We start from the raw sequence: 24,104 nt of genomic DNA on the forward strand, positions 1-24,104 counted from the left end.
GGGGATGGAGTCTGGTACAATGGACTCCATCCCTTGGAATGGAAATCGCTGTGAAGTAGGAGGTCTTGCGAATATGGCACAGAAGAATCCCAATGAAGCGAAGCTGCTTGCCCAGAATAAGAAGGCGTCCCACGATATTTTATCGAAGTACACCTACGAGTGCGGGCTGGTGCTGACCGGTACGGAGATCAAGTCGCTTCGGCTCGGCAAAGCCAACATCGGTGACGCGTTCGCAACCATCCGCAACGGCGAAGCTTTCATTCACAATATGCATATCTCGCCATTCGCCCAGGGGAACCGGTTCAATCCGGAGGACCCGACGAGAGCACGCAAGCTTCTGCTGCGTAAGGAGCAGATTCACAAGCTGCTCGGCCAATCCAAGCAGGAAGGCTATACCATCGTTCCGCTGAAAGTCTACGTGCGCAACGGGTACGCTAAGCTCCTGATCGGTCTTGGACGAGGCAAGAAGCAGTACGACAAGCGTGAATCGGCAGCGAAGAAGGATGCCCAGCGGGAGATCGCAAGGGCACTGCGCGAGAAGCAGAAGGTGGCCAGGTAAGCCGCACGAGTATAGTCGGCCGGACTGGATGCTCTTCCAGATAGTCGGGTGTTCCTTTCGCCCGAGAGTATGCTATAATAAACAAGCAGCCGGGGATGAGCAACCACGAGCTTCCCGCAAGCGGCTGAGAGATTCAGCGCAAGAACCTAGCATCAATTTTAGTAGACCGCACAAGTCTACCAATCCGGGGACGTTTTTGGATTCGACGGGGGTAGTACGAGCGCGGGTTGCGGGTAGTGGGGACGCGTCCACTTCATCAACGCTAAAGCCTATTAAATGGCAACCAAAAACAACAACTCGCTTTCGCAGCTTAATAACCTGTGACGCGGCTCCTACTCTGCATCGCCCATGTGCCGGGATAGGGGCTCAACCTTAGTGGGATACGCTGTCTCATCTCCGCCTGCGGTGAGCTGAAGAAGACAATCAGGCTGACCCAAAGCAGAGCCGGTTACGGGGCGCTGCTCGGGTGACATCAAAACTGTGACTACACCCGTAGATGCCTGTGTGGCGTTGCCTTCGGACAGGGGTTCGATCCCCTCGTCTCCATACTGAAAAAACACCGACTCTCCTAGGTCGGTGTTTTTTCTTTCTACCCGTTCCCCCGCCCGCAGACATAGTCCACCCCACATCCCAATAAACTAATTTATAAACTTTTGGACGCGCGCTTGAATGAATGGGGCGGTGAGTAGATGGCAAAGTTCAACGGAGAAACCGAAACGAAAGATCCCTATGTCAGAGTGACGTTTGAGGCGCTGCTCGAAGCGGTTCTTCCGGTCACTTACCGGACGCCGCCGGGTACGGGCAGTGATCTGATCCCTGTCCCCGGTGGAGTAGAGCTGAAACTTCACGAATACCTGATCCGAGAGCTCGACCATTCCCAGTTCCAGCCGGTGAATGCTCCAGATGGGCTCCCGCCGCTGTCCAGGTCCACGGCACAGATGCTGGACTTGGGAGCGGAGCAGTATATCCGCAGAGGTCTGGCTCTGCCGCTGACCGAAGGCTTCCCCGGCGGCGGACAGTTTACCCGGCTGGCGCCGATAGACCGGCTGCTGACCTTGGAGCTGATCGACCGCCTGGAGATTCCTCTGGGAGAGCTCTCCCTTCCATTTAAGAACAATCCGGGACTGGTGCAGACCATGGTCAATTCGTTTACACAGCTGCCGTATTTTGGGTATTACTGTGAATGGTACGGTTACGGCACCACGCGGTTTGCCCCGCCGGCCGACCGCCGGCTTCAGTTCGTTCCTCCCGGCTGGCAGCTTGCGGGATATCCCGGACCATCGTTCGGTTACCGGGAATTTCGGGGCTTCCTGTTGACCTATCCTGCATGCCAGGGGGGATCGCAGTGAGAGATCCGGATGTGATCGTCATCGGCTCGGGCGGCGGCGGGGCCGTGATGGCCAAAGAGCTTGGAGAGATGGGACTGCAGGTGCTGGTGCTGGAGGCAGGCCCCTGGTACGGTCATTCGGGATGGCCTGAACCCAATCAAGAACGGGGCGCCAAGAGCGGCTCGGACCCGGGCGAGTTGAATGTCTCTCTCTTCAAGGAGCAGTACAGCAAGCTCGAGGGGGACATGAATGAGCAGATTACAGGCAAGCTGCGGTGGGGACCCGCGGATCGGAACCGCCCTCCCTGGTTCCGCAATCTGACGGAGCGGGGCTTTGTATGGCAGAATTCAGGGGTTGGAGGGACGACGCAGAGCTATCTGGCCAATTGTCCGCGGGCTTTCCCCGTCAGAGTGGACGGGGTGTGGCCGATCTCTTACCGCGAACTCGTGCCATATTACGAGAGAGTGGAAGCGACGCTGCCCGTGGAGTTTGCGCCCGTCACCGCCAAGGAAGAATTGTTTTTCTTCGGTGCGCAGAAGGCGGGCTGGGAGCTGATTCCTACCCTCAATGTAACTACACCGGGCTACCGGCCCCAGCCCAACGCAATTCTTCCCCCGAACCGGCATCTTACCGATCCGGCTTACTCGCTGGAGCAGTTATCCTGGATGGAGGGCTGTACACTGGCCGGTCACTGCGTGAACGGCTGTCCGCACGGCCCGTCGGTGGACAAAATCGCGAAGCGTTCCACCAATGTCAGCTATATTCCGCTGGCCTTGCGGACCGGGCGGGTCACCGTCAGGCCCAATACCTTCGTGACGCGGATTCTGACGGAAGCCCACCCTTCGGAGGGGCTCCGGGCCACGGGCGTCCGCATCCGGGATACGTGGACCGGGGAGATCGAAGAGCTTAGGGCCGATGTCATCGTCATGGCGGCCGGAGCGATTGAAAGCCCGCGGCTCTGGCTGAATTCCGGACTGCCGGCCAACCGGTGGGTAGGCCGGGGGCTCTCCAATCATTATTTCGGCTGGGTGACCGGGATGTTCGATGAACGGGATCTGCTGCGGATTCTGGGAAGCCCGGAGATCAATCCCTTCGTGGGCCATACCTCCGGGGGCAGGCTGGATATTCCGGGGCTGGGTTCGCTCATGGTGACGGGAATGAGTCCGGGACTTACCGCCTCGATGAGCTATGGCTTCAGCCAAAACGGTTACAGTTTTCTGCATCCGGCTGCTGCCGAGACAGGGGATTTGGTTGGCCGTCTGGTAGGGGCGGAGTTTCAGTACTGGATGGAGAACTACCGCCGGACGCTCAGTATCGTGATTTTCACGGATGATGAACCCGATTACCGGAACGGTATTACGGTCGATGCGGCAGTGCAGGATGAACATGGACCAGTTCCGAAGATACGCTATGTTCCGGGGGCTCGGGAGGAACGGAGTCGCATGGAGCTGGCGAAGATTGCTGTAGATATCCTGCGTAAGGCAGGAGCCCGGAAGGTGCATCGCTCGGATTGGCCCGGTTCGCTGCTTATACATATGGAGAGCACGATGAGAATGGGCTTTGTCGTCAATGAGAACTGCGAAGCTTACCAGGTCAGGCGGCTGTACATCACCGATAACAGCGTGCACTTCAATGCGTTAGGCGGAGCGAATCCGACGCTGACCACACAGGCTTTGGCAACACGAGCCGCGGAGAAGCTGGTTCAGACTTATTTTTGATGGGATCGGCAGGTATTGCAATAAAATCCATTCGAGAGGGGAACCTATGTAATAAAAACACATGGAGTGTTGTCTGCAGATGAATCTTTTTGAAGTATTTAAAGATGCGATCAAGCCTTTCCTGGACGGAGAGAAGCCGCCTCTCAATGTGGGGGAGGTGATGAACCTGTGGTTCTACACCACAGCGACGGAACAAACAATGCGCGGGGAGCAGGTGTCCTACAATATTGTACAGGAGCCTGAGCTTAAAGAAATGCTGCGGGTGGTCATCCACGATGTGCACGGCCCGATCATGGAAGAGGTCACGGAGTTCATGAGGGCGGAAGGCGTCCCGCTGCCTTCGATGACCCCGGACAAAACGATCGGGGATTTCCGAGAGCTTCCCGAAGGCGCCCATCTGTCGGACGAGGAAGTGGCGAACCTGCTCAGCTTCAACATTGTTCTCGGCATCAATTATGCCTGCCGGGGAATGACGGAAGCGGTCCGGCCGGATGTCGCCGCGATGTTCGTCAAGTTTCAGATGCGGAAGATGACCTATGCGGTCAGCCTGAGAGAGTTTTTGATGCGCAAAGGGTGGTTGAAGGTGCCTCCCGTTTACAAGCCGTAAAATGGAAGCTGTACCGCATGTGTGAGCACCAAGCCGGTAAGGGGCTTGGTGCTCTTTGGCTGTTTCGGCAGCAGGGGCGGCAGTGAGGTTTAACTCTTGGGAAGACGCCCGGTGGCCAGGATTAACCCGTAGGCCCAGAGCAGCCATCCGGCCAGCAGAGGAATACCCTCTGGAGGAAGTGAGGGGAAGACGTAAGAATGGAAAGCGAGAGAAAAGATATCCAGGAACATGCCGGGCAGCGCGATCCGGACGGACATTCGAATGCGGCCGCCGGAAGGGACTCCGAGAAGGGCATACAAGGGGAAGATGCAGCCATAGAACCAATCCCCAGACAACGAAAATCCCCTCTCTCTTTGGAAGAACCGAGTTAGAGCTCAAGATTATTCACCCCGCCCGATATCGCATGAAGCAGACGCCCAAACGAGTTGAATACGGCATCCTTGGGAAAGTCCTTATCGAGCAGAGCCTGCACGGCAAGACCGTCAACCATCGCATTGATCAGAACGCCCCAGTGCTCGAGGGGGATTCCGTCGACCGGAGAGCCGTTCCACCGGGAACACAGCAGGCTGGCAAGCTGTTCATTCTCCTCACGGAGCATTGCCCCCAGGCGCTCCCGATTCGGCTCCGACTGGAAGCTCGCAGCCATGGACGTGAAGAACAACCTGTGATAGAAGGAGTCGTAGCCGCATCGATCTTTGGCTCCCTGCAGGGCTTCCTCTATGCTTCCGCTCTCCTTATGCTGGTTCTGGGACTGCCAAGAGGCAGCGCACAGGCTTTGGGTCAATTCAAGCATCAGCTGATCTTTCGTGCGGAAGTGGTAATAGACAGTGCCTTGACTCACCTTCGCTTCGTCCGCGATAGCCTTCAGAGTCGTTTTCTCGATCCCCTTCTCAGCTAGACAGATCCGGGCGGCTTGCAGCAGCTCCGCTTTGGAGATCAGATTGGGTCTGGCCAATGTTCGTCACCTCTTATTAGTTAGTTGAACAACTAACTCGGAATATGAGATCATTTTATAGGACCTTTCCAATCGTTGTCAATTGCCGCCGGACAGGTTGGGGTTTTAACGCATTTTGTTTATTTTCACACACTCCTGAAAACGGTGAAGATTCCCACAGGTTTTGAAGGCGTTCCCTGCTATACTGATACCGCATGTATCATTTGTATCGGAGGGGTTGATCGTTATATGAGACCCGCATTTGTCCATTCCATCCAAAAGAAACTGTCCGTCACCCTGACGACGGCGCTGCTTATCTCCTCGGTGCTGCCGGCAGCGGGGGCGGCAGCGGGCCCGGACTTCGAACCGGCGTTCAGCACGGTCACGGAATCCGATTACGGAACGGGCAGCGTCGCGCCCCCAGCGGTGCAGGCCAACGCCAAGCCGACGCCGGCAGGCGCTCCGCTTACATGGAGCCTGCTGACGAAGAATAACCGTGGTTTTGCGTCGATGCTGTACGCGACCTATCGATACGCCGATCAGCAAGCTGAGCTCGGACGAACGGTATCTGGCGTTCATGACGTATCCGCCGGATGTCGAGCAGGCGCCGGGACGCCAAATCGTCTTGATCCGGGACCGCAGCACGGGCGGCTGCGAGCGGGTGAAGACCCCGGATGAGACCGGGTCGGTTCTCTATTTCGACATGACGCCGGATGCCCGCTATATCGCGTATACTTACGCGGATACGGTGATCAGCGGCCAAAGTAAAGTGTACCTCTATGACCGGACCACGGAAACGCTGGAGACCGTGAACGGTACAACCGGCAGGAAGGAGTTTCGCATGGAGGAAGGCGATTACGTTTCGATCAGCGCGGACGGCCGGTATGTTGCCTTCGATACGGATGCGGAGGGGCTCGTACCCGGCGATACGAACGGGGAGCGGGATGTGTACCTTTTCGACCGGCTGGGCTCCGGCAGCAGGCTCGAGCGGATCAGTGTTCCGCTGGAGGAGGGCCGGAATCATGACAGCCGGCATCCTTCGATTAGCAGCGACGGAAACCGGATCGTCTTGGTCTCCCAGGCGAAGCTGACCGATCTCGATGAACCTGACGGAACGGAGAGCCTGTACCTCTATGACCGTCAAGCGGCAGCGGGAACGTATCCCAAGCGGATTGCCGAGGGGGAGACCCCATCGATCAGCGGGGACGGCCGGTATGTGGCCTTCACTACCTTCAGGGATGATCTCGTGCAGGGTGAAGATACCAACAACCGGGATGATATCTATGTCTACGACGTAACGGATGCCGTCTTCCACAGAGTATCCAAGGAAGCGGACGGAACGCAGCATACAGGCGACAGCCGGCATCCTTCGATCAGCCGCAGCGGCGCTTATGTCGCTTACGAGGTGGATTCGAGCGATAACGGGGATGAGTCGGAGTTATATGTCGCGGCCCGTCAAGGGGCAGCCTCTGCGAGGATTGAGGTACCGGAGGCGTCCGTTTCCCTCTTGCCCTCGGGCAAGAGGCCTGCGGTTGGAGATACGGGCGCTTCCGTCACCTTCTTCTCGTCCTATCTTGAGCGGATCGGCGGGGTGGAGGTCAGGTTATGGGATTACTTCGTCGCTGCGAGCGGCGCTTCTCCATCTCTGGCATCCGGTATAGCACCTGAAGCTTCGGATCTGGTGGGGCAGAATCAGCGGTGAAGAGCTTCTAAGACGACTTCTCCGCTTCTTCCCGTCCTATCCTTCCTTTGGCATGCTGTTCCGGGGTTCGGCCGACGATGGCTTTGAAGTCCTTGATAAAATGGGCCTGATCGTGATAGCCCAGCTCCATGGAGAGCTCCAAGCTGTCCGGTGGTCCGCTCTGCTCCATGGCCTCGGCTGCATTGTGGAGCCGGTACAGCTGGATGACCCACTTCGGCGTAACGCCGACATATTGATGGAACAGCCGCTGCAGTCCCCTGACGCTGAGCCCGAAGGCATCCGCGGCTTGGTCCACTCTCGTCAGGCTCCGGTCCTCCCGGATCCGGTCCACAATCCGGCCGATGAAAGGAACCTGCTCGTCCCGCGGCGGGAGCTTCGGCCGCAGAAGCGCTTCGGCCAGCTCGATCATCCGGCTTTCCTCCGGCTCCGAGAGCATGGCGTCTTCCAGCTCCCCGGCGTTTACGCCAAACACAGAACCTATGGCCAAGGGCTGGTCGGCGAGGTGGGCTGCAGGCCGGCGCGAGAAGGGATGGAAGCCGCCCGGCTTGAACTTCACGCCAAACACACACCCCCGCCCATGGAGGGGATAAGTGAACTTTTGCTTCGAGGGCCCGAAGATGGCCGATTTCTCCCTTTCCACGACCAGGTTGACGCAAGGGTTAGGGAGAACTTCCTGCGGGTAGGTTGCCCCATCCGACACATCCCAGCGGACCACCCAATAGTGCTTGACGAAGAAGGCCAGCTCCTCTGAAGGGTCATGGCGTGTAAGCCGGAACCTGCGGCTGCCTTCCTGCATCCGCAGTACGCCCATACTGGGCCAAGGAATATTTGCGTTCATGCGATCACTCCTGTGGTTTGGATGACATGGGATGCAGGCTTGTCGCGTTTTTACAATACTTGGATGACCTGCAGCGTTATACTCATAGTATCACAATTCCATCTTCATAGAATCAAGGAGAGATCGATCATGGACAGAGAAGCCCTGAAATACGAATTTTATATCGGAGCGGGAGTGGAGGAGGTCTGGAACGCCTTCATCTCACCGGAAGGAACTCGCAAGACTTTCTTCGGCTGTGTGCTGCAGTCCACCTTCGAGCAAGGAGCCCCGTTCCAGTACGTCGGGCCGGGCCAGGAGGGGGATGAGACGGTCCATGTCTATGGGACGATTCTGAACTACGAGCCGCTCAAGGAGATCAGCTACCTTGAGCATCCCGGTGCATCGTATCAGGACAACCATGCGGAACTCGAATCCAGGGTTACCTTCACGCTGGATACCGTCGGCGCTTGTACCAAACTGACGCTGGTCAACGACGGCTGGACCCCGGGTCATCCTTCATATGAGAATGCGAAGAGCCATTGGTGGATGATTCTCAGCAACATCAAGACGGTGGCCGAAACGGGAAAAGCTCTCGATTTCGGATGGTAGAAGAAGCGCCCGGCGGGGCGCTTTTTTTGTTGCGGGTTTTTTATTGCGCAATATTTAGGAAGGCGGAGCGGTCTGCTCCCTTGCAAGGGAGCAGGAATGGATACGATACGGGAGCATTCGGGCGAATGTTTTTGAATCGGCGGGGAGAAGGCGGCTCATAGAGGATTAGGGGCCATTACCGCTTCTGAGCTCCCATAGACCGGTTTCCCCTGAAAAACCATGTTTGCTATACTAAACGGGACCGATTTTCAAAATACAGATGAGCAGGGAGCTGACGATGTGACTTATACGGAATTGTTGGAACGCCGGAGCGAGATCCTCAAGCGACACCTGGGCAGCTTAATTCTTAAGGATAATCAATACGGGCTGAACGAGCGGGAGAGCTGTATGTTCAGGGATCTGGTCAAAGAACTGCACCGCAACAAGTATGAATGGAACGAGAGCATGAAATAAAAGGTGTGCATAGGGGGTTCCATACCCACTATATATATAAGTAAGAAGAGGGGCATCCATAGAGGGGTGCTCCTTTTTGCATAAGAAAGACCCGAATTTTCATTCGGTCCTGCGGCGGGTAATCTACTCTATTGACGTGGTAAAGCAAGTAAGCTACAATGACCAAAAATTCTACATGGCATACCGATGATTACAAAACGGACGATTTGGCGAAAGAGATGTGAATGGTGATGTGGGTTACATGGATCGCGATTGGTATAGCTTTGTTCTTTGCCGCCAATATCGGAGCCAGCGGTGCGGCTGCCTCCATGGGCGTGGCTTACGGCAGCGGAGCGGTATCCCGGAAGATGGCGGCGCTGAGTCTTGTGGCCGTAGGTGTATTCCTGGGGGCCTATCTGGGTGGTGGAGAAGTAGTGAAGACTCTGGGGTCGGGAATCATTCCCCCGAAGCTGCTGACCGTTGAACTGGTTATTATCATCCTGCTCTCGGCGACGCTGACTCTCTTCGGAGCCAACCTGCTCGGCATCCCCTTGTCAACCAGTGAGGTGACCGTTGGGGCGGTCGTCGGGGTGGGCATTGCTTATGAGACGGTATTCGTCCAGAAGCTGCTTGTGATCGTATCGTTCTGGGTCATTCTTCCGGTGGTGGCATTCACGCTGGCCTGGGGGATGGGGCATGTGATCCGCAGACTGGAGCGACGGGATGCCAGGTGGAGGGGCGAGGGGGAAGGCTGGTGGACAAAAGGGCTGATGTGGCTGGTGCTGGCTGCCGGTTTTACGGAAGCGTTCTCGGCCGGTATGAACAACGTAGCCAATGCGGTGGGACCGCTGGTGGGAGCCGGCCTGCTCGGTACCGAGGAGGGGATATTCTGGGGCGGCCTGTTCGTTGCGCTGGGGGCCTTGGTGCTTGGGGGCAAGGTGCTGGAGACCAACGGCAAGAAGATTACCCGGATGTCGCTCCTGCAGGGAACGGCGATCTCCGGCACCGGCGGCACGCTCGTCATCATCTCCTCGCTGTACGGTATCCCTGTGCCGCTGACCCAGATTACGACGACGGCCATTCTGGGCATGGGCTCGGCCGAACACGGCTTCCGGCTGTGGCAGAAGGGCATTGTGCTTAAGATTCTTAAAGTATGGCTCGTTTCTCCTCTCCTGTCGATGACCGTTTCGTTCACCTTGGTGAAGCTATTCATCGAACCGGCGCCTTACCTGATCGTGGTCATGGTGGCGGTGCTGATCTCCTTGATCGGATTGAAGAGCCTGTACGATACGGAGCAAGCGGAAAGACGCGCGATGAACGAAGAAGGCGCGGGCATATAAGCAAGGATGCAATGAAGGCCTATCCTCTTGGAGGATGGGCCTTTGTGTGTTTCTCTCTTGAACATACCGTGCTAAGAGGCTTGGGAAGCGGAGCGGGAACGGGAAGCTTTCGCTGCACGCACTCTGCTTACCAGCCAGTAGACCAGGACGATGACTATCGGATACAGCATAGCCCAGCCTACGAAAGGGAAGACGGTTAAGGTACAGGCGAAGGACAGCGTGCTGACGCGTTTTCCCCAACGGCTTCCCCGGAGCAGCTTCATTCCCGCGGCGCAGCCCCCGAGGTAGGTCAGGATGAACGTGGCGTTCGGAAATTGGATGAGCTCCGCGAGCGACACGGCACCGCTCCCGTACAGGGTGAGGACGGCGGCCGCCGTGATTGCAAGGAAGCCGAGTCCCCCCGTGGGCGTGCCGAATCTGGCGGAGAGGCCGCCCATCCACCGCGGAGCCTCTCCTTCGCGTGCCAATGCGTAGGCAAGCCTGGAAGAGGCACCCGCATAGGCGATGATCGTGGCCGTGCAGATGAAAATCCCGGTGATGCCGGAGATCCAGGCGCCCGCGGGACCCAGCAGCCGGAGTATCACCCAGACCAGGGAGGCATCGGAGGCGGCACCCCGGTAGCTTCCCGTTCCTACGACGGCGAAGGCGGTCAGGAAATACAGGACTCCCACGATCAGAGCGGCGGCCGTGACTCCTTGGATGGCGGCCTTCTTCGGTTCTTGGAATTCCTCGGACAGATGGGATACGGCTTCCCAGCCGATAAAGCACCAGAAGAGGATCGCCGCAGCCTGCCCTACGCTGACCCAGCCGTGGGGGAGGAAGGGGGTCAGATTACCGGCTTGAATATGAGGCTGGGCCCCGGCGATGGCGAGAATCAGCACGGCAAGAATGGCGAGAACCACGATCAGCTGCAGCTGTCCGGCAATCTTCATCCCCACATAGTTGACGAGCAGCGCCAGAACCAGCATGCCGGCGGCGATGGCGATCTTGGCCTGCTCCCCCCAGCCCAAGGCTGCGGTCATATAGCCCGCGCCGGTCAAGGCGGCAACGGGGGCTCCGATCGGTACCGACATGAGGAAGAACCAGCCGGTCAGAGTACCTGCTCTTCTGCCGTAGGCCAGGGTAACAAAGTGCGACACTCCGCCGGCATTCGGATATTGGGCGGATAGGAGTCCCATCGACCAGGCGAGGGGGAAGATCAGCAGGGCCATCAGCCCCCAGGCCAGCAGAGATGCAGGTCCTGCAATCTCTGCGGCCAATCCCGGAACAATGAGGATGCCGGAGCCGAGGACGGCACCGATATAGAGAGCTACGGCCTGCGGCAGGCCGATCGTGCGCTGAAGTCCGCCGGATGAGTTCATAGGAATCCTTCCTTTCACTATATTGCAGTTTCATTCATGGTACCCGATAATGAGATCATCGGTAAAACGGAATATCACGATTATTTTCATCGGTATAACCGATGAGAGAGGGGGACGTATGGAATCCCGATACTTGTTTACGTTTCTGGTCGTCGTGGAGATGGGCTCTTTCACCCGGGCTGCCGCCCATCTCGGGTATGCGCAGTCCAGTGTCACCGCGCAGATTCAGGCGCTGGAGGCCGAATTGGAGGCTCCGCTGTTCGACCGGATCGGCAAAAAGATTCTGATCACGGACGCGGGCCGGCGCCTGCTTCCCTATGCCCAGGAGATCTCAAGGCTGCATACGCTGGCGAAGGATGCGCTCCGTTCGGACGCCGAGCTGGCCGGTACGCTGGCGATCGGGGCTCCCGAATCGCTTGCCGCGTTCCGCCTGCCGGAGATTCTCAGGGAATACCGCGAGCGCTATCCTAAGGTGAAGATCACGCTGAAGCCGGGGGTCTGCTGGACGCTTCGGGACCTGACCCGCTCGGGAGAACTCGACCTGACGTTTTTGCTGCAGCCGGAGACCGAGGACAAGGATCTGTTCATCCGGACGCTGGTGCAGGAGAGGATGGCCCTGGTCGCTCCTCCCGCGCATCCCTTGGCTGCCAGCCAGCGGGTGGAGCCTCTGGACCTGCAGGGCGAAACGATTCTGCATACCGAGCCGGGCTGTACTTACCGGGCGATGTTCGAGCAGCACCTGCATCACCACGGTGTTTTCCCGGACCCCGATCTCGAGTTCTACAGCATCGAGACGATCAAGAACTGCGTGATGTCGGGGCTTGGGCTTTCCTTCCTGCCGTGGATTACGGTGAGAAATGAAATCCGCGAGGGCAAGCTCGCGGGACTCGCGTGGGACGACCGGCCGCAGCGGCCGGCCACCCAGATCGCTTATCATACAAAAAAGTGGCGGTCCCCGGCGCTTCATGAGTTTCTCGCTTTGGTGGATAAGCATGCGGAGCGGTGGCGTAAAGAGCTGGAATAAGAGGGGCAGGCGGGAGGAAGATTTCGTCTTAAAATATTCACTAATAAATCTCTTGTAAATCCCATAAGCCGGGCATACAATGATAATTATTATCAGTTAAAGAAGATAATGAGAATCATTATCGTGTGAATAAGTATCCTATATATGACAAGGGGTTGTTTTATGTTGGTGACCAACAAGAATTCGGCTTGGGTTACTCTTCTGCTCGGCTCTTCCCTGCTTCTGTCGGCCTGCGGCCAGTCTTCGGCACCCGCCGCCTCGGGTTCAGCCCAGAAGGAGACGGCTGCCAAGCCTGCCGAGGCGGTACCGGCAGCGGATGTGCAGAAGGAAGCGATTGAGAAGTACCGCCAGTATGTCATCGGGCAGACCGATGAATTCGTCAAGGCGGCTGATGCGTTCACGAAAGCCGTCAAGGCCGGCGATATCGAGACCGCGAAGAGTCTGTATGCTCCAAGCCGCATGCACTTCGAACGGATTGAACCGATTGCCGAATCGCTCGGCGATTTCGATCCGTGGATCGATGCGCGCGAAGGCGATGTGCCGGACAACGAGTGGAGAGGCTACCACCGTCTGGAGAAAGCGCTCTGGGAGACGAAGTCGGTCGCCGGCCAGGACAAAGTGGCCGATCAGCTGCTGCAGGACGTGAAGCAGCTGCGGGTTAAGGTAGAGAGTGTCGAGATCGATACGGCGATGCTCGTTACCGGTGCGGTTGAGCTGCTTAACGAGGTTTCCTCAAGCAAGGTCACCGGTGAGGAAGAGCGCTACTCACACACCGATTTGTATGATTTTGCGGCCAATGTGGAGGGTGCCCATGAGATTTACCAGGTCCTGAAGCCGGCCGTAGAGAACAAGGACGCGGCGCTTGCGGGTGAGATCAATAGCCGGTTTAAGGAGCTGGATCAGGCGCTGCAGCCTTACCGTAAAGACAAGGGCTACGTATCTTACACTGAATTAACGCCTGAACAAACCAAGAAGCTGAGCCAGGCGGTGGATGCCCTGGCCGAACCATTGTCCAAAATGGGCACTGTGATCGGGGGATAACGGATGAGCGGTTCATCGAAGAAAGACCTGTTTCAGAAGTCGTTTTCGCGCCGGGACGCTCTGAAGCTGGCCGGCGCAGGGGGCATCGGTCTTCTGCTCGGGGTCGGCGGCATCAAGGCGGGTGCCTTGGGCGAAGGGATGCTTGCTCCTGCGGTTCCTGCTGACGGAGCGAAGGGGAAGGTGGTCCCATTCTATGGAGAGCACCAGGCGGGGATCATTACGCCAATGCAGGATTTTATCTGCATGGGTGCGTTTGATTTGACGGCCAAGAACCTGGGGGAGGTCCGCGAGCTGTTCACGCGCTGGACCGAGGCCGCCGCCCGGATGTCGCAGGGACAAGGGGCCGGAGACAACAACAGCAGTCCGCTCGTACCGCCGGATGATACGGGTGAAGCGGAGGGGTTGAATCCCTCACGGACCACGATCACCTTCGGGCTCGGGGCTTCTTTCTTCGATGAGCGGTATGGGCTTTCGGGCCAGCGGCCGGCGGCGCTTGTTGACCTGCCCCGCTTCAAGGGGGACGCGCTGCTGAGCGAATGGTCCGGGGGCGATGTCGCCGTTCAGGTGTGCGCCGACGATCCGCAGGTGGCCTTCCACGCAATCCGCAACCTGATCCGCATCGCCAGAGGCAAGGCGGTTCTGCGCTGGCTGCAGGAGGGCTTCCAGCGCACGGGTGCCGCCGATCCGCAGGGATCGACACCCCGTAATCTGCTGGGCTTTAAGGACGGAACGAACAATCCTGATGTGCAGGATGCCGCTGCAGCGAAGGAGATCGTCTGGACCGAAGGCGGGGATCATCCCTCCTGGATGACCGGAGGAAGCTACCTTGTCATGAGGCGCATCCGAATGCGTATCGAGGTCTGGGACCGCACGACCCTCGGCGAGCAGGAGGCCACCTTTGGGCGCCACCGGGCGACCGGTGCTCCGCTGGGGGGCCGGACGGAATTCGAACCGCTTGATCTGGCGAAGAAGGATGCGGCGGGCAAGCCAATGATCCCGGCCGACTCCCATGTGGCTCTGGCGAACATGGAAGGGAAGGTCAAGATTCTCCGTAGAGGCTACTCTTACTCCAATGGGATCGACCTGAAGACGGGCCAGCTCGACGCAGGCCTGCTCTTTCTCTGTTACAACCGGGATCCGCGCGAGCAGTTTATCCCGATGCAGATGAGACTGGCGGCAGCGGATAAGCTGAACGAATACATCGTTCATGTGGGCAGCGGCCTGTATGCCTGCTTGCCCGGTGTGAAGCCGGGCGGCTACATCGGAAGTACTTTATTCTAGAGAGTTGGAGAGGGTCCTACATGAGACGTTGCCTGCTGTGGTTGTGTATGGCGGCCTTGCTGCTGATGCCGGTCTCGCCCCTGCTGGCGGCGGAGGCGGATGGGACAGCCGCAGGCCGCAGCCAGCAGCTGATTGCCCTGGCGAGTGACGCGCTGATCGGGGCGGGAGACCGGGACTGGCCTGCGGTGTCCGCTGCTGTGGGTAAGCTGAAAGCGGAGTGGACCGCGCTGTCCCCGGCGGCTTCGGCGGAATTCAAGCTCGTGGACGAAGCGTTCGAGGCGGCCGATCGGGAGCTTGGGAAGCCGCAGAAGGACGATAAGGCGGCTTACCAGGCCGTCTCCGCACTCGTTAAGGCGGTTGACGGCTATGTCAGCGCCGGCAGCGGAGGCGCCGCAATGGAGAAGGCGCACAAGCAGGTGCAGACCGCGCTGGTTCCGCTGCTGCAGAAGAGCCTGGCTGCCGTGAAGGCAGGGAATTCGGCGCAGGCCAAGGCGGCCTATACCTCCTTCGTCAGCGGCTGGGGCAAGGCCGAGAGCGTGATCCGGCAGGACAATCCGAAGCTGTACGGCAGCATGGAAGTGAAGATCAGCGGCGTCCGCATTGCGCTGAACACCGAGCCGATGGACACCGCGAAGGCGGAAGGGAAGCTCCAAGAGCTGATCGGCAGCTTGGAGGCTTATGCTTCCGGCAGCCCGGATACGGCTGCTGAGGCCGCAGCCGCCGATGAAACCCTGAGGTCGATCGGGGACTTGATTGCCCTGCTGGATACCGTGGCTGCGGACGTACAGCGGCAGCGCAGCACTGAAGCGGCCTCCGGTATGGACCGCTTCATCTCGGCTTGGCCGGCGCTCGAGGGCGCGGTCAGCACCCGTTCTCCCGAGGCGTATAACCGGGTCGAGACGAAGATGGTCGAGGTACCGACCCTGCTGCTCTCCACCCCGCCCCAGTGGGAACAGGCGGCGGCAGCCCTGGGCGCGCTCCGGAGCGAACTGGAGCCCTACGCCGAGGCTTCCTCCTACACGGCGTGGGACGCCGGTGTGATTATATTCCGCGAAGGCCTGGAGGCCATTCTGATCATCTCTGCGCTCGTGGCGTTCCTGAACCGGTCGGGCAACCGCGACAAGCGGGGCTGGATCTGGTCCGGCGCTGCAGCGGGACTCGTGTTCTCCGTCGTCATGGCCCTGGTTCTGACTCTGATGCTGTCCCGGCTGACCGCCGGGGGCTCCCGTGAGCTGATCGAGGGGATCACAGGACTCATCGCCGTCATCTTCATGGTGTCGATCGGAGCCTGGCTGCACAGCAAATCGAATCTGAAGTCCTGGAACCGGTTCGTGGAGCATTCCATCGGCTCTTCGCTTGCCAAAGGAACGCTGTGGTCGCTCTTCTTCACGTCCTTCCTCTCTGTAATGCGGGAAGGGGCTGAGACGCTCATCTTCTACATGGGGATGGCCTCCAGCATCGCTGCCGGGGATATGCTGCTCGGCATCGGCACCGCCTTGGTTCTGCTGGCGGTCATCGGATTCGTCATCATCCGGATGAGCGGCCGCATCCCGGTGCGTCCGTTCTTCCTGGCGGCAAGCTTCCTGCTCTATTACCTGGCCTTCAAATTCGTCGGGGTTTCCCTTCACGCGCTGCAGGTCACGGGCCATTTGTCCGCTCACACATCGGATGGGCTGGTAAATCTGTCCTGGCTCGGCATGTACAACAGCTGGGAGACGACGATTCCGCAGCTGGGGGTGCTGGCCGTGATCGTTTGGAATGCGGTACACACAGAACGCCGGACCGGAGAGAATAGCGCCCAGCGAGCGGCTTGATTTGTAAGGCAGACCAAAAGAAGAAGCTTCTCATCGCATAGGATGAGAAGCTTCTTTGTGGTGCGCTTGGGCTCCCCACAATGCCGGGGCACTGCCTTCAAGGAGCCCGCCCTGTTATGGAACAGGCGCCCTTTTTGATGGTCCCCCTGAGCGTGTTGCCGCAGCTAAAGGCGGAACCATCCGGCAGCAGGCTGCGGGAGCGGGCTGCCGCGCTGATAAGCACTTGACAGCTCCCAGAGGCTTATTGGGCTGCTGCCGAACCGGAAGTCGTCTTCTGAGACACACTGACCTTGCTGAGCACGACAGGCACCTTCACGGTCGTCTTAATCGAGGGGTCCTTGGCGGACGAGATCGTGACGGTCAGCTCCACATTCACAATGCCGCTCGACGGAATCAGCTTCAGTAGGCCGCTGTTATCGATATAGGCCTTGCTGGTGCTGTTGGTTACTTTATACACGATGCCTTCAGTCACCGGCAGTTGGAGAACCGGCTGGCCGATGATGCGGGTATTGACGACCTTGGCCTTGAAAGCATCCTTGGCCCGGGCTACCCGGTCACTCTCCGAATCGGAGAGACGCAGGGAGCTGTAAGCCTCATAGACGCTGCCTCCGAGCGGGTTGCCGAGCGAGTCGACGAGCTGGGCGCGGAGCAGGAGCTTATAGGTTCCCGCTTCGAGATGCTTCACGACAAGGCTGCCGTCCGCATCCTGTTCCCCGTCGACGTACGACCCGTCAATTCCCTCGAAGCTGTAGACTCCCGGCTCGAGCAGACGGGGCTGGCCGCTGCCGCTGAGGTTGGAGAGACTGTCGATGATGCCGATCGGCACGTCATCCAGGCCGACAGCCCACAGGTCGACGACATTGATATCCTTGGCCGACAGGCGGAAGGAAAGGTCCGTGGATACCGGCAGGTCTTCGCTGTTCCCCGGATAGATGACGCTCTCGGTCTGCTCGAGCTCCTGGATGCCGAAGCCCGTCGACGGTTTCTCCGAGCCGACATGGACGGCGAAAGGCAGATGCAGCGTCGGCAGACCTGCGCTTTCCATCACGACTTCACCCTCATATACGCCTTGGGCTGCACCCGATTTTGGCGTGACGGAGAGATAGAAGCGCTTAGCGGTTCCCGGCGCCGGAGACAGCTTGCCGCTTGCCGGAATACCAATCAGCTGGACATTCAGGTTGTTGACGTCCGGCGTCGCCGTAGGTGCGGTGGGGTCTGATGTCACGGACGGATGCAGGACCACTTTGGCCGAGTAGGACAAAGGCTGCTTCGATAGGTTCTTGATTTCAAGCTCTTTCTGCACGGTTTTGCCCGGCTGTACGAGCCCGAAGCTGACCGAAGAGCCGTAGTTGGTCACGGCCTTGGGATTCCAGTACTTGTCGAGAATCGTAATCGGCTCGATGGTCTTGATTAAAGCCGGCGTTTGGATCGCATTCGCCACATTAGCACGGCCTGCACCCTGGGAGTACACGTCATACAGAGTGCCGTTCTCATCATGGATGCTGTCCGCCGTATTGGCAAGAGCCGCCCGGATGTCGGAGGTGGACCAGGTCGGGTGCTGCTGCTTGAGCAGCAGGGCGAGTCCCGCTACGTGCGGTGTAGCCATGCTGGTGCCGTTGATCCGGTTGTAGGCGCGCTGGTAGGATGCGCCCGGATCGAACTTGCCGAAGGCCGGCCAGGTGGAGAGAACGCTGACCCCGGGGGCGACGACATCCGGCTTAATGCTTAGATCCGCATCCACATTCGGACCCCGCGAGCTGAAGGTGGCCATCGTGTCACCGGCGGAGGAGGTCTTCGGGTACTCTGCTCCGAAGGCCAGCTTCAGAGTGTGGTTCGGTGATGCCAGCGCTTTGCGGGCCAGCGCCCGGCCTTCCGTTCCTTTCATATCGAAGGTCGGTACGAAGTCGAAACCGTCGCCGAGGAAGGCGGCGGAGCCGATGTGGCCGTCACGTCCCGGCACGGATTCGGACAGGTCGGCGGCAGCGGCATCACCGGCCGCCGCATTGCCGTTGAAGATGATAACGGCTTTGGCTCCTCTTGCCTTGGCGCTGCTGATCTTGTCAACGAATGCGAACGAACCGCGGGAGACCAGAACGACTTTGCCGGCGACATCCTTGCCCTCGAAGTCGGCTTCCGCTCCCAGACCGGCGTACACGACGTCCGTCGGCTCCGTGCCGATCAGCGAAGCGAAGTTTTCCTGGCCGGTTTCCCATGCCATCACATTGAGGTCGTAGGCGGCATAAGCCGCTCCGATGACCGTGGAGCCAGCGGCATACGCTGCTTCGGTAACCGTAGCCGTGTAGTGATTCGTCGGGCTGGTCACGGCACCGACCGAGATCGCAAGCTGGGAAGTGGCCGGGGATCCCAGCGAATAGTAATAAGGACCGTCATCGGCAGCGTTGCCGTTGGCGATGACGGCGATAACGCCGCCGAGCACCGCGTTGTTGATGGCGACGACATCCGGCGAATTGACGTCCTTCTCGGCATCGGAGCCGAGGGAGAGGTTGATGACGTTCATCCCGTCCTTCACGGCGCGCTCGATTCCGTCGATCACCTGGGCGGAAGAACCGGAGGCTCTGCCCGTCTCGGGGTTGCGCCCAAGCACTTTGTACACGTACAGATCGGCTTCGTACGCTACGCCTTTCTGTACGATGTCCGACGTCGGATTGGCCGCCCGACCCACGATTGTGCCCGAGACGTGCGTTCCGTGCGAGGTGCCCTCGAAGCCCGTGCCGTACGGGTCCTCCGCCGGGGAGAGGGGCGGTTCTTCGTACGGATCGGCATCCTGCTCGAAGGAATCGTAGCCGCCTTTATAGGCGCCTTTGAGGTCCGGGTGAAGGTAGTCGACCCCCGTATCGATGACGCCCACTTTCAGCCCCTTGCCTGTATATCCCTTGACCCACGCGGCATCCACTCCGATCTGTTTCAGCGGGGCGATATCATAATTCGGGTTGTCGGTCTCCATGCTCACGGGGCTGGACACCGGGATCGGATAGTAGGTTGCGCTTTCATGAATCGATTTTACGCCCGGCAGCTTGGCGAGCTCGGGAATCTGATTTGCAGGCACGGAGATTTCGAGTCCGTTCAGCACCGTGTTGTACCGGTAGTTGACCTTCATGCCGATCCCCTTGTTCTTGGCACCGGAGACAAAGGTGTTTTGCTCCTGCGCGATGGTGGATTCCGCGGATTCATTGGTGAAAGAAGAAATCCCCTGCTTCGCCGCATATTTGCCGACGGCCACAGGCTGTCCGCTGAGCTGGACGATGACGCGGACTTCCTCGCCGGACTTCGTTTTGTTTTTGAGCTTGGGGGAGATGTACACGGTATGACCGTTTGGCAGCGTCTTGGAAGGAGAGCCTTCCGGTGTAAGGCGGTGAATGACCGATGAATCCGACGGGGCTGCGAAGGCTTGAGTGAATGCGGTGGTGCTGAGAACAGCGAAGGCTAGGGAAGCAGCGGATATTTTTTTCAAAAAACTGTAATTTTCCAAATCAAAACCTCTTTTCATTATAAAGTAAGATTCGATGATTCAGGGGTAACAACCCGAAGGATGGCTCCTCCTTTTCTCCTGATTTTCCATTCAATATGTAAATTGGTTGATTACGAGGGATATATTACCATAATAAAGAGGATGAATTCTATCATTTTTTAGAATTTTCGGAATAAAAAGATTGGGGTATGGAAGATTTGATGACAGCGGAATGGGAATGGATGACGATCCATTGAAACAATGGTCAATTTCCAAGGGGGAGTGTGTCCTTTATCTGGGCGCTGTGCCTTACGCTATGCTGCCAATCCCGGGTCTTAGGGTGCGGTAAAAAGGGTGGATAAAAAACGGGCACGAAGCGGCGCCCCAAAGATATCCACAGAGTTGTCCACAAATCGCACAGGCTAAAAAAGGCTTTTGTGTACAACTTTTTCGCTTCATATCAACATATCCACAAAGCTGCTATCCACATCTTTTTGAAAAAGAGCCGAACTGAGAGAGAGATGATAAGAGTCTGTTTCCTGTACTTTAGTCTGATTTTCTATTGGAATGAGAAGAAGGCTGACATGGGATGAATCGCGGAGGAAGACAGGGGATCACACTAGCAAATATGATAGCTACTATCTTGTTACTGGGATGATGGGTTTCTGACGCTTGAACGGGCTTTGCTTCTGTTGTTCTCTTGGGATCGGACGACTTACCGTCTTCATGTCCTTTATGAACCGAAGAAGTCCCGGTTGTTCCGAACGTTTTACGGCATTCTATACGGATTTGGTAGAGTATAAGGGGAACCGGCGGCTGAACTGTGGTCGAATCCGAACAAGCAGCACCCTGAACTGGAGGGTGCTTTTTGCTGTGCTGTCAGGCTGTTAGAGCAGCCGGGCATGATGGAATCTTATCCCCATATGAGAACAATTTAGCCCTATAATTTCCAGAACCTCCATGATTAAATGAAAATAAAGCCGGCACCCGATCGGGAGGTGATGCGGCCGGTCAGGCAGTAACGCAGCTCATTCATTTATCCAATTCGGGAGGGATTCCATGATGTATCGAGCCATTCAGGCACGCAGGTCCACTGGGTTTAGAACGCTGACCTTTCTGCTGATCGCGGCTTTACTGCTGAGTTTGACCCCCTTGACGGGCTTGGCGGCTGACCGGGGCGCTTGGGCCCCGGGCGTTGCTTACCAGACCAATGATACGGCTTCCTACAGCGGCAAAATATATACGGTACTGCAGTCCCATACCTCGCAAATCGGATGGGAACCGCCGAACGTCCCTGCGCTTTGGAAAGAAACCGCAGGGGGCGGCACCGGAAGCGACACCCAGGCACCTGCTGCGCCTGCCGGCCTGAGAGTGAACGGCACCACGTCTTCCAGCGTCAGCTTGTCGTGGACGGCTGCGACGGATAATGTCGCCGTCACCGGATATGACATCTACCGTGGTTCAGTGCTCGCCGGCAGTGTATCCGGGAGTACGCTGAGCTTTACGAACACGGGGCTGGCCGCGGGCACCTACAGCTTCACGGTCAAGGCTAAGGATGCGGCAGGCAATGTATCGGCCGCAAGCGGCGCAGTCAGTGCGACCGTATCGGGCAGCGGCGGAAGTGATACGCAGGCGCCCAGCGTACCGGCTGGGCTCAAGGTGACGGGGACGACCTCCTCGAGCGTGAGCTTGTCCTGGACCGCGTCGACGGACAATACGGGCGTCACCGGGTATGATGTATACCGCGGTACGATACTGGCGGCTTCCGTCAGCGGCACGACTGCTATAGTAACAGGCCTTGCGGCGAGCACGTCCTACACCTTCACCGTCAAAGCCAAGGATGCGGCGGGCAATGTATCAGCCGCTTCCTCGAGCATCAGCGCTACGACCGCAGCCTCTGCCGGCGGGACGCTGCCGAAGCGGCTTCTGACAGGCTACTGGCACAACTTCATCAACAACTCCGCCAATCTGAAGTTGAGCCAGGTGCCGGCGGCCTACGATATTATCGCCGTCAGCTTCGGCGAAATGGATCTTGCCAACCCGGGCGGCGTAACGTTCACGGTGGACCCGAGTCTCTCGTCGGCACTCGGCGGCTATACGGATGCCGACTTGATCCATGACATTAAAGCCAAGCAGGCCCAGGGCAAGAAGGTGATCCTGTCGCTTGGCGGCGAGAAGGGCAACGTGAACCTGAGCAGCGCTTCGCCGAATGTAAGCAACTTCGTCAATTCCGTGTCCGGACTTATCACCAAATTCGGTTTTGACGGGATCGACATCGACTTGGAGCACGGGTTTAACGTCGCCAATCTGACAAGCGGCGTGCGTCAAATTCAGCAGAAATTCGGATCCGGCTTCATTCTTACGATGGCTCCGCAGACGATTGATATGCAGAGCCAGAGTTCGACCTACCTGCAGTTCTATGCCAACGTCAAAGATATTACGACGGTAATCAATACCCAGTATTACAACTCCGGCTGCATGCTCGGCCGTGACGGCAAGTGCTACTCCCAGGGGACGGTCGACTTCCTGACGGCACTCTCGGATGTGGCGCTTCAATGGGTATCCGATTCGCAGCTGGGTCTTGGTCTGCCCGCGGTGCCTTCGGCCGCCGGCGGCGGGTATGTTTCCCCGGCCGTTGTGAATGATGCGTTGAACTGTCTGGCGACAGGGAACAGCTGCGGAAGCTATAAGCCTGCGCAGAAGTACCCCAATATCCGAGGAGCTATGACCTGGTCGATCAACTGGGATTCCACGAACGGATACAATTTTGCCAATACCGTCAGACCCTTCCTGAATTCGATGCCGTAAGTCATCCACTGGCTCTCAAGAAGACACCCGATATGGGTGTCTTTTTGACAAAGGCCGACGAGTTCTTTCTCGACCCTATCTATAGAAATGGTTTCGGAGGCCGAATCGTTTTATACTGGATAAGGAGGCCGGTCTCTTAAGATGGCTTCCTATTTGGTCAGCCAAACGGGGGTTCATACGATGTTTCAATATATAGACCAGGAATACACCGAAGTGGATTTCAGCCAGAGGGATCTGCGTGAAGGAGAGCTGAGAGGCTGCGTGTTTATTCGCTGCCGGTTTCGCGGCGCCCAGCTCGATGAGATCGAAACGACAGGTTGTCAGTTCGTGGAGTGTGATTTTACCGGCGCCACCTTCAATGCTTCGATGCATGAGCGGTCTGCATTCACCAACTGCAAGTTCGGCGGAGCCAATTTGTTTGTAAGCAAGTTTCGGGAATGCAAAATGATCGGCTCCGATTTTGCCAAGGCCCAGCTCGACGGCATTACCATTGAACAGGGGGACTGGTCTTATACGAACCTGCGGCAGACCAATCTCGGCAAGCAGGATCTCCGGAACGTGAAGTTCATGGAGGCCGATTTGTCGGAGTGTAATCTCGAAAAAGCGAACCTGCGGGAGGCTGATCTGACACGCGCCCTGTTGGGACGCGCCCGGCTTTCGGGTTCGGACCTGAGAGGTGCCAAGATGGATGGCGTAGATTTCAGAGCCATGGATGTGAAGGGAGCCCGAATGGACTTGGCCCAAGCGGCGGCTCTGGCCCGTGCCTATGGCGCCCGTATTGATTAGTACTGGACGGCGCACCCGGTGTTAAAGCTGGGTGTGCTTTTGTTTGAGAATCAGAACGACGGCAAAGAGGACAAACAGCAGCCAGCGGACCTTCTCCAGATCGAACATCATTATCTTCTCCTTTCTGAGCCAAGCTACTCCAATTGTAATGGCTCTTTATGAAAAGATGATGAAAAGGATCTAGCCGGGTAGTGGAAGCTTCCTCCAAATCAATAAGACAGACCGCTGTTTTCATAGTTGCATTCGTTCCGCAGTCATGATATATTACGAATCCCGGTATGAAACCGGGCGAAACCACCGGTTGAATTCAGAGACTTTGTCGCTTTTCTTTTACAGAGAAATTCAACAAAAATAAACTCTTGAATTCTTCGCGAGAGTATGATAGATTACTTCTCGCGGCAAAAAAGCCGACCGTAAAACTTCTAGTGCTGGTCTTTCGGATGATCCTTAGATTGGAGAACATTAGTAGTTGCA

20 protein-coding genes and 1 other RNA gene are annotated in these 24,104 nt (G+C 57.7%); 16 read left to right on the forward strand and 5 right to left on the reverse strand.

Annotation, left to right across the window (positions count from 1 at the left end; genetic code table 11):
- Positions 1–73 precede the first annotated feature (73 nt).
- The 5 genes from smpB to PM3016_RS01080 all read left to right on the forward strand — a co-directional run bounded on the left by smpB (position 74) and on the right by PM3016_RS01080 (position 4,212).
- A complete protein-coding gene (gene smpB, locus PM3016_RS01060; protein ID WP_014368157.1) occupies positions 74–559 on the forward strand; it encodes an SsrA-binding protein SmpB in 486 nt (161 codons plus the stop codon).
- A gap of 186 nt (positions 560–745) precedes the next feature.
- Positions 746–1,108: a transfer-messenger RNA gene (gene ssrA / locus PM3016_RS36895) on the forward strand.
- A 140-nt stretch (positions 1,109–1,248) separates the two neighbouring features.
- A complete protein-coding gene (locus PM3016_RS01070; protein WP_014368158.1) occupies positions 1,249–1,908 on the forward strand; it encodes a hypothetical protein in 660 nt (219 codons plus the stop codon).
- Positions 1,905–3,605, forward strand: a complete 1,701-nt coding sequence (locus PM3016_RS01075) for a GMC family oxidoreductase N-terminal domain-containing protein (protein WP_014368159.1) — start codon at positions 1,905–1,907, stop codon at positions 3,603–3,605. The genes PM3016_RS01070 and PM3016_RS01075 overlap by 4 nt, the downstream gene beginning before the upstream one ends.
- Positions 3,606–3,684: 79 nt before the next feature.
- A complete protein-coding gene (locus tag PM3016_RS01080) occupies positions 3,685–4,212 on the forward strand; it encodes a DUF3231 family protein (RefSeq protein ID WP_013914038.1) in 528 nt (175 codons plus the stop codon).
- Between the two features lie 89 nt (positions 4,213–4,301).
- Here the strand turns inward: PM3016_RS01080 and PM3016_RS41255 are convergent, their stop codons facing one another.
- Both PM3016_RS41255 and PM3016_RS01090 read right to left on the reverse strand, forming a co-directional pair.
- A complete protein-coding gene (locus PM3016_RS41255; RefSeq protein WP_420798965.1) occupies positions 4,302–4,469 on the reverse strand; it encodes a DUF5367 family protein in 168 nt (55 codons plus the stop codon).
- Between the two features lie 110 nt (positions 4,470–4,579).
- Positions 4,580–5,167, reverse strand: coding sequence for a TetR/AcrR family transcriptional regulator (locus PM3016_RS01090; RefSeq protein WP_014368161.1), 588 nt, complete (start codon positions 5,165–5,167; stop codon positions 4,580–4,582).
- A 228-nt stretch (positions 5,168–5,395) separates the two neighbouring features.
- On the opposite strand from PM3016_RS01090, the gene PM3016_RS39230 reads away from it, so the two are divergent.
- Positions 5,396–5,824, forward strand: coding sequence for a hypothetical protein (locus tag PM3016_RS39230; RefSeq protein WP_238540411.1), 429 nt, complete (start codon positions 5,396–5,398; stop codon positions 5,822–5,824).
- Positions 5,724–6,848, forward strand: coding sequence for a TolB family protein (locus tag PM3016_RS01095; RefSeq protein WP_014368162.1), 1,125 nt, complete (start codon positions 5,724–5,726; stop codon positions 6,846–6,848). Before PM3016_RS39230 ends, PM3016_RS01095 begins: the two co-directional genes overlap by 101 nt.
- A gap of 7 nt (positions 6,849–6,855) precedes the next feature.
- Here the strand turns inward: PM3016_RS01095 and PM3016_RS01100 are convergent, their stop codons facing one another.
- Positions 6,856–7,686 (reverse strand): AraC family transcriptional regulator, encoded by an 831-nt coding sequence (locus PM3016_RS01100; RefSeq protein ID WP_014368163.1) that lies wholly within the window; start codon positions 7,684–7,686, stop codon positions 6,856–6,858.
- Positions 7,687–7,815: 129 nt separating this feature from the next.
- On the opposite strand from PM3016_RS01100, the gene PM3016_RS01105 reads away from it, so the two are divergent.
- The 3 genes from PM3016_RS01105 (at position 7,816) to PM3016_RS01110 (ending at position 10,046) form a co-directional block, all read left to right on the forward strand.
- Complete coding sequence (locus PM3016_RS01105; protein WP_013914044.1) at positions 7,816–8,274, forward strand: SRPBCC family protein; 459 nt, start codon at positions 7,816–7,818, stop codon at positions 8,272–8,274.
- 279 nt (positions 8,275–8,553) lie between these two features.
- Complete coding sequence (locus PM3016_RS38355) at positions 8,554–8,727, forward strand: hypothetical protein (RefSeq protein WP_014368164.1); 174 nt, start codon at positions 8,554–8,556, stop codon at positions 8,725–8,727.
- Positions 8,728–8,957: 230 nt separating this feature from the next.
- The gene (locus PM3016_RS01110; RefSeq protein ID WP_014649075.1) at positions 8,958–10,046 is read left to right on the forward strand and encodes an inorganic phosphate transporter; all 1,089 of its coding nucleotides are present in this window, start codon (positions 8,958–8,960) and stop codon (positions 10,044–10,046) included.
- Positions 10,047–10,117: 71 nt separating this feature from the next.
- Here the strand turns inward: PM3016_RS01110 and PM3016_RS01115 are convergent, their stop codons facing one another.
- Positions 10,118–11,407: an amino acid permease gene (locus PM3016_RS01115; protein WP_014368165.1), complete on the reverse strand. Its 1,290-nt coding sequence runs from the start codon at positions 11,405–11,407 to the stop codon at positions 10,118–10,120.
- A gap of 118 nt (positions 11,408–11,525) precedes the next feature.
- On the opposite strand from PM3016_RS01115, the gene PM3016_RS01120 reads away from it, so the two are divergent.
- From PM3016_RS01120 to PM3016_RS01135, 4 genes are all read left to right on the forward strand, one after another.
- A complete protein-coding gene (locus PM3016_RS01120) occupies positions 11,526–12,431 on the forward strand; it encodes a LysR family transcriptional regulator (protein ID WP_014368166.1) in 906 nt (301 codons plus the stop codon).
- A gap of 162 nt (positions 12,432–12,593) precedes the next feature.
- The gene (efeO, locus tag PM3016_RS01125) at positions 12,594–13,472 is read left to right on the forward strand and encodes an iron uptake system protein EfeO (protein ID WP_014368167.1); all 879 of its coding nucleotides are present in this window, start codon (positions 12,594–12,596) and stop codon (positions 13,470–13,472) included.
- A gap of 3 nt (positions 13,473–13,475) precedes the next feature.
- On the forward strand, positions 13,476–14,753 hold the full coding sequence (gene efeB / locus PM3016_RS01130) for an iron uptake transporter deferrochelatase/peroxidase subunit (protein WP_014368168.1): 1,278 nt from the start codon (positions 13,476–13,478) through the stop codon (positions 14,751–14,753).
- A gap of 20 nt (positions 14,754–14,773) precedes the next feature.
- Positions 14,774–16,567, forward strand: a complete 1,794-nt coding sequence (locus tag PM3016_RS01135) for an FTR1 family iron permease (protein WP_014368169.1) — start codon at positions 14,774–14,776, stop codon at positions 16,565–16,567.
- A gap of 241 nt (positions 16,568–16,808) precedes the next feature.
- Here the strand turns inward: PM3016_RS01135 and PM3016_RS01140 are convergent, their stop codons facing one another.
- Positions 16,809–20,057 (reverse strand): S8 family serine peptidase, encoded by a 3,249-nt coding sequence (locus PM3016_RS01140; protein WP_014368170.1) that lies wholly within the window; start codon positions 20,055–20,057, stop codon positions 16,809–16,811.
- 1,038 nt (positions 20,058–21,095) lie between these two features.
- Here PM3016_RS01140 and PM3016_RS01145 point away from each other — a divergent pair.
- Positions 21,096–22,844, forward strand: coding sequence for a fibronectin type III domain-containing protein (locus PM3016_RS01145; protein ID WP_013914055.1), 1,749 nt, complete (start codon positions 21,096–21,098; stop codon positions 22,842–22,844).
- A gap of 180 nt (positions 22,845–23,024) precedes the next feature.
- Positions 23,025–23,630 carry a pentapeptide repeat-containing protein gene (locus PM3016_RS01150; protein WP_041617690.1) on the forward strand — a complete coding sequence of 202 codons (606 nt, stop codon included), beginning with the start codon at positions 23,025–23,027 and terminating at the stop codon, positions 23,628–23,630.
- The last annotated feature ends 474 nt before the right edge of the window (positions 23,631–24,104 follow it).

It is taken from the genome of Paenibacillus mucilaginosus 3016, from assembly GCF_000250655.1.
Lineage (GTDB): Bacteria > Bacillota > Bacilli > Paenibacillales > NBRC-103111 > Paenibacillus_G > Paenibacillus_G mucilaginosus.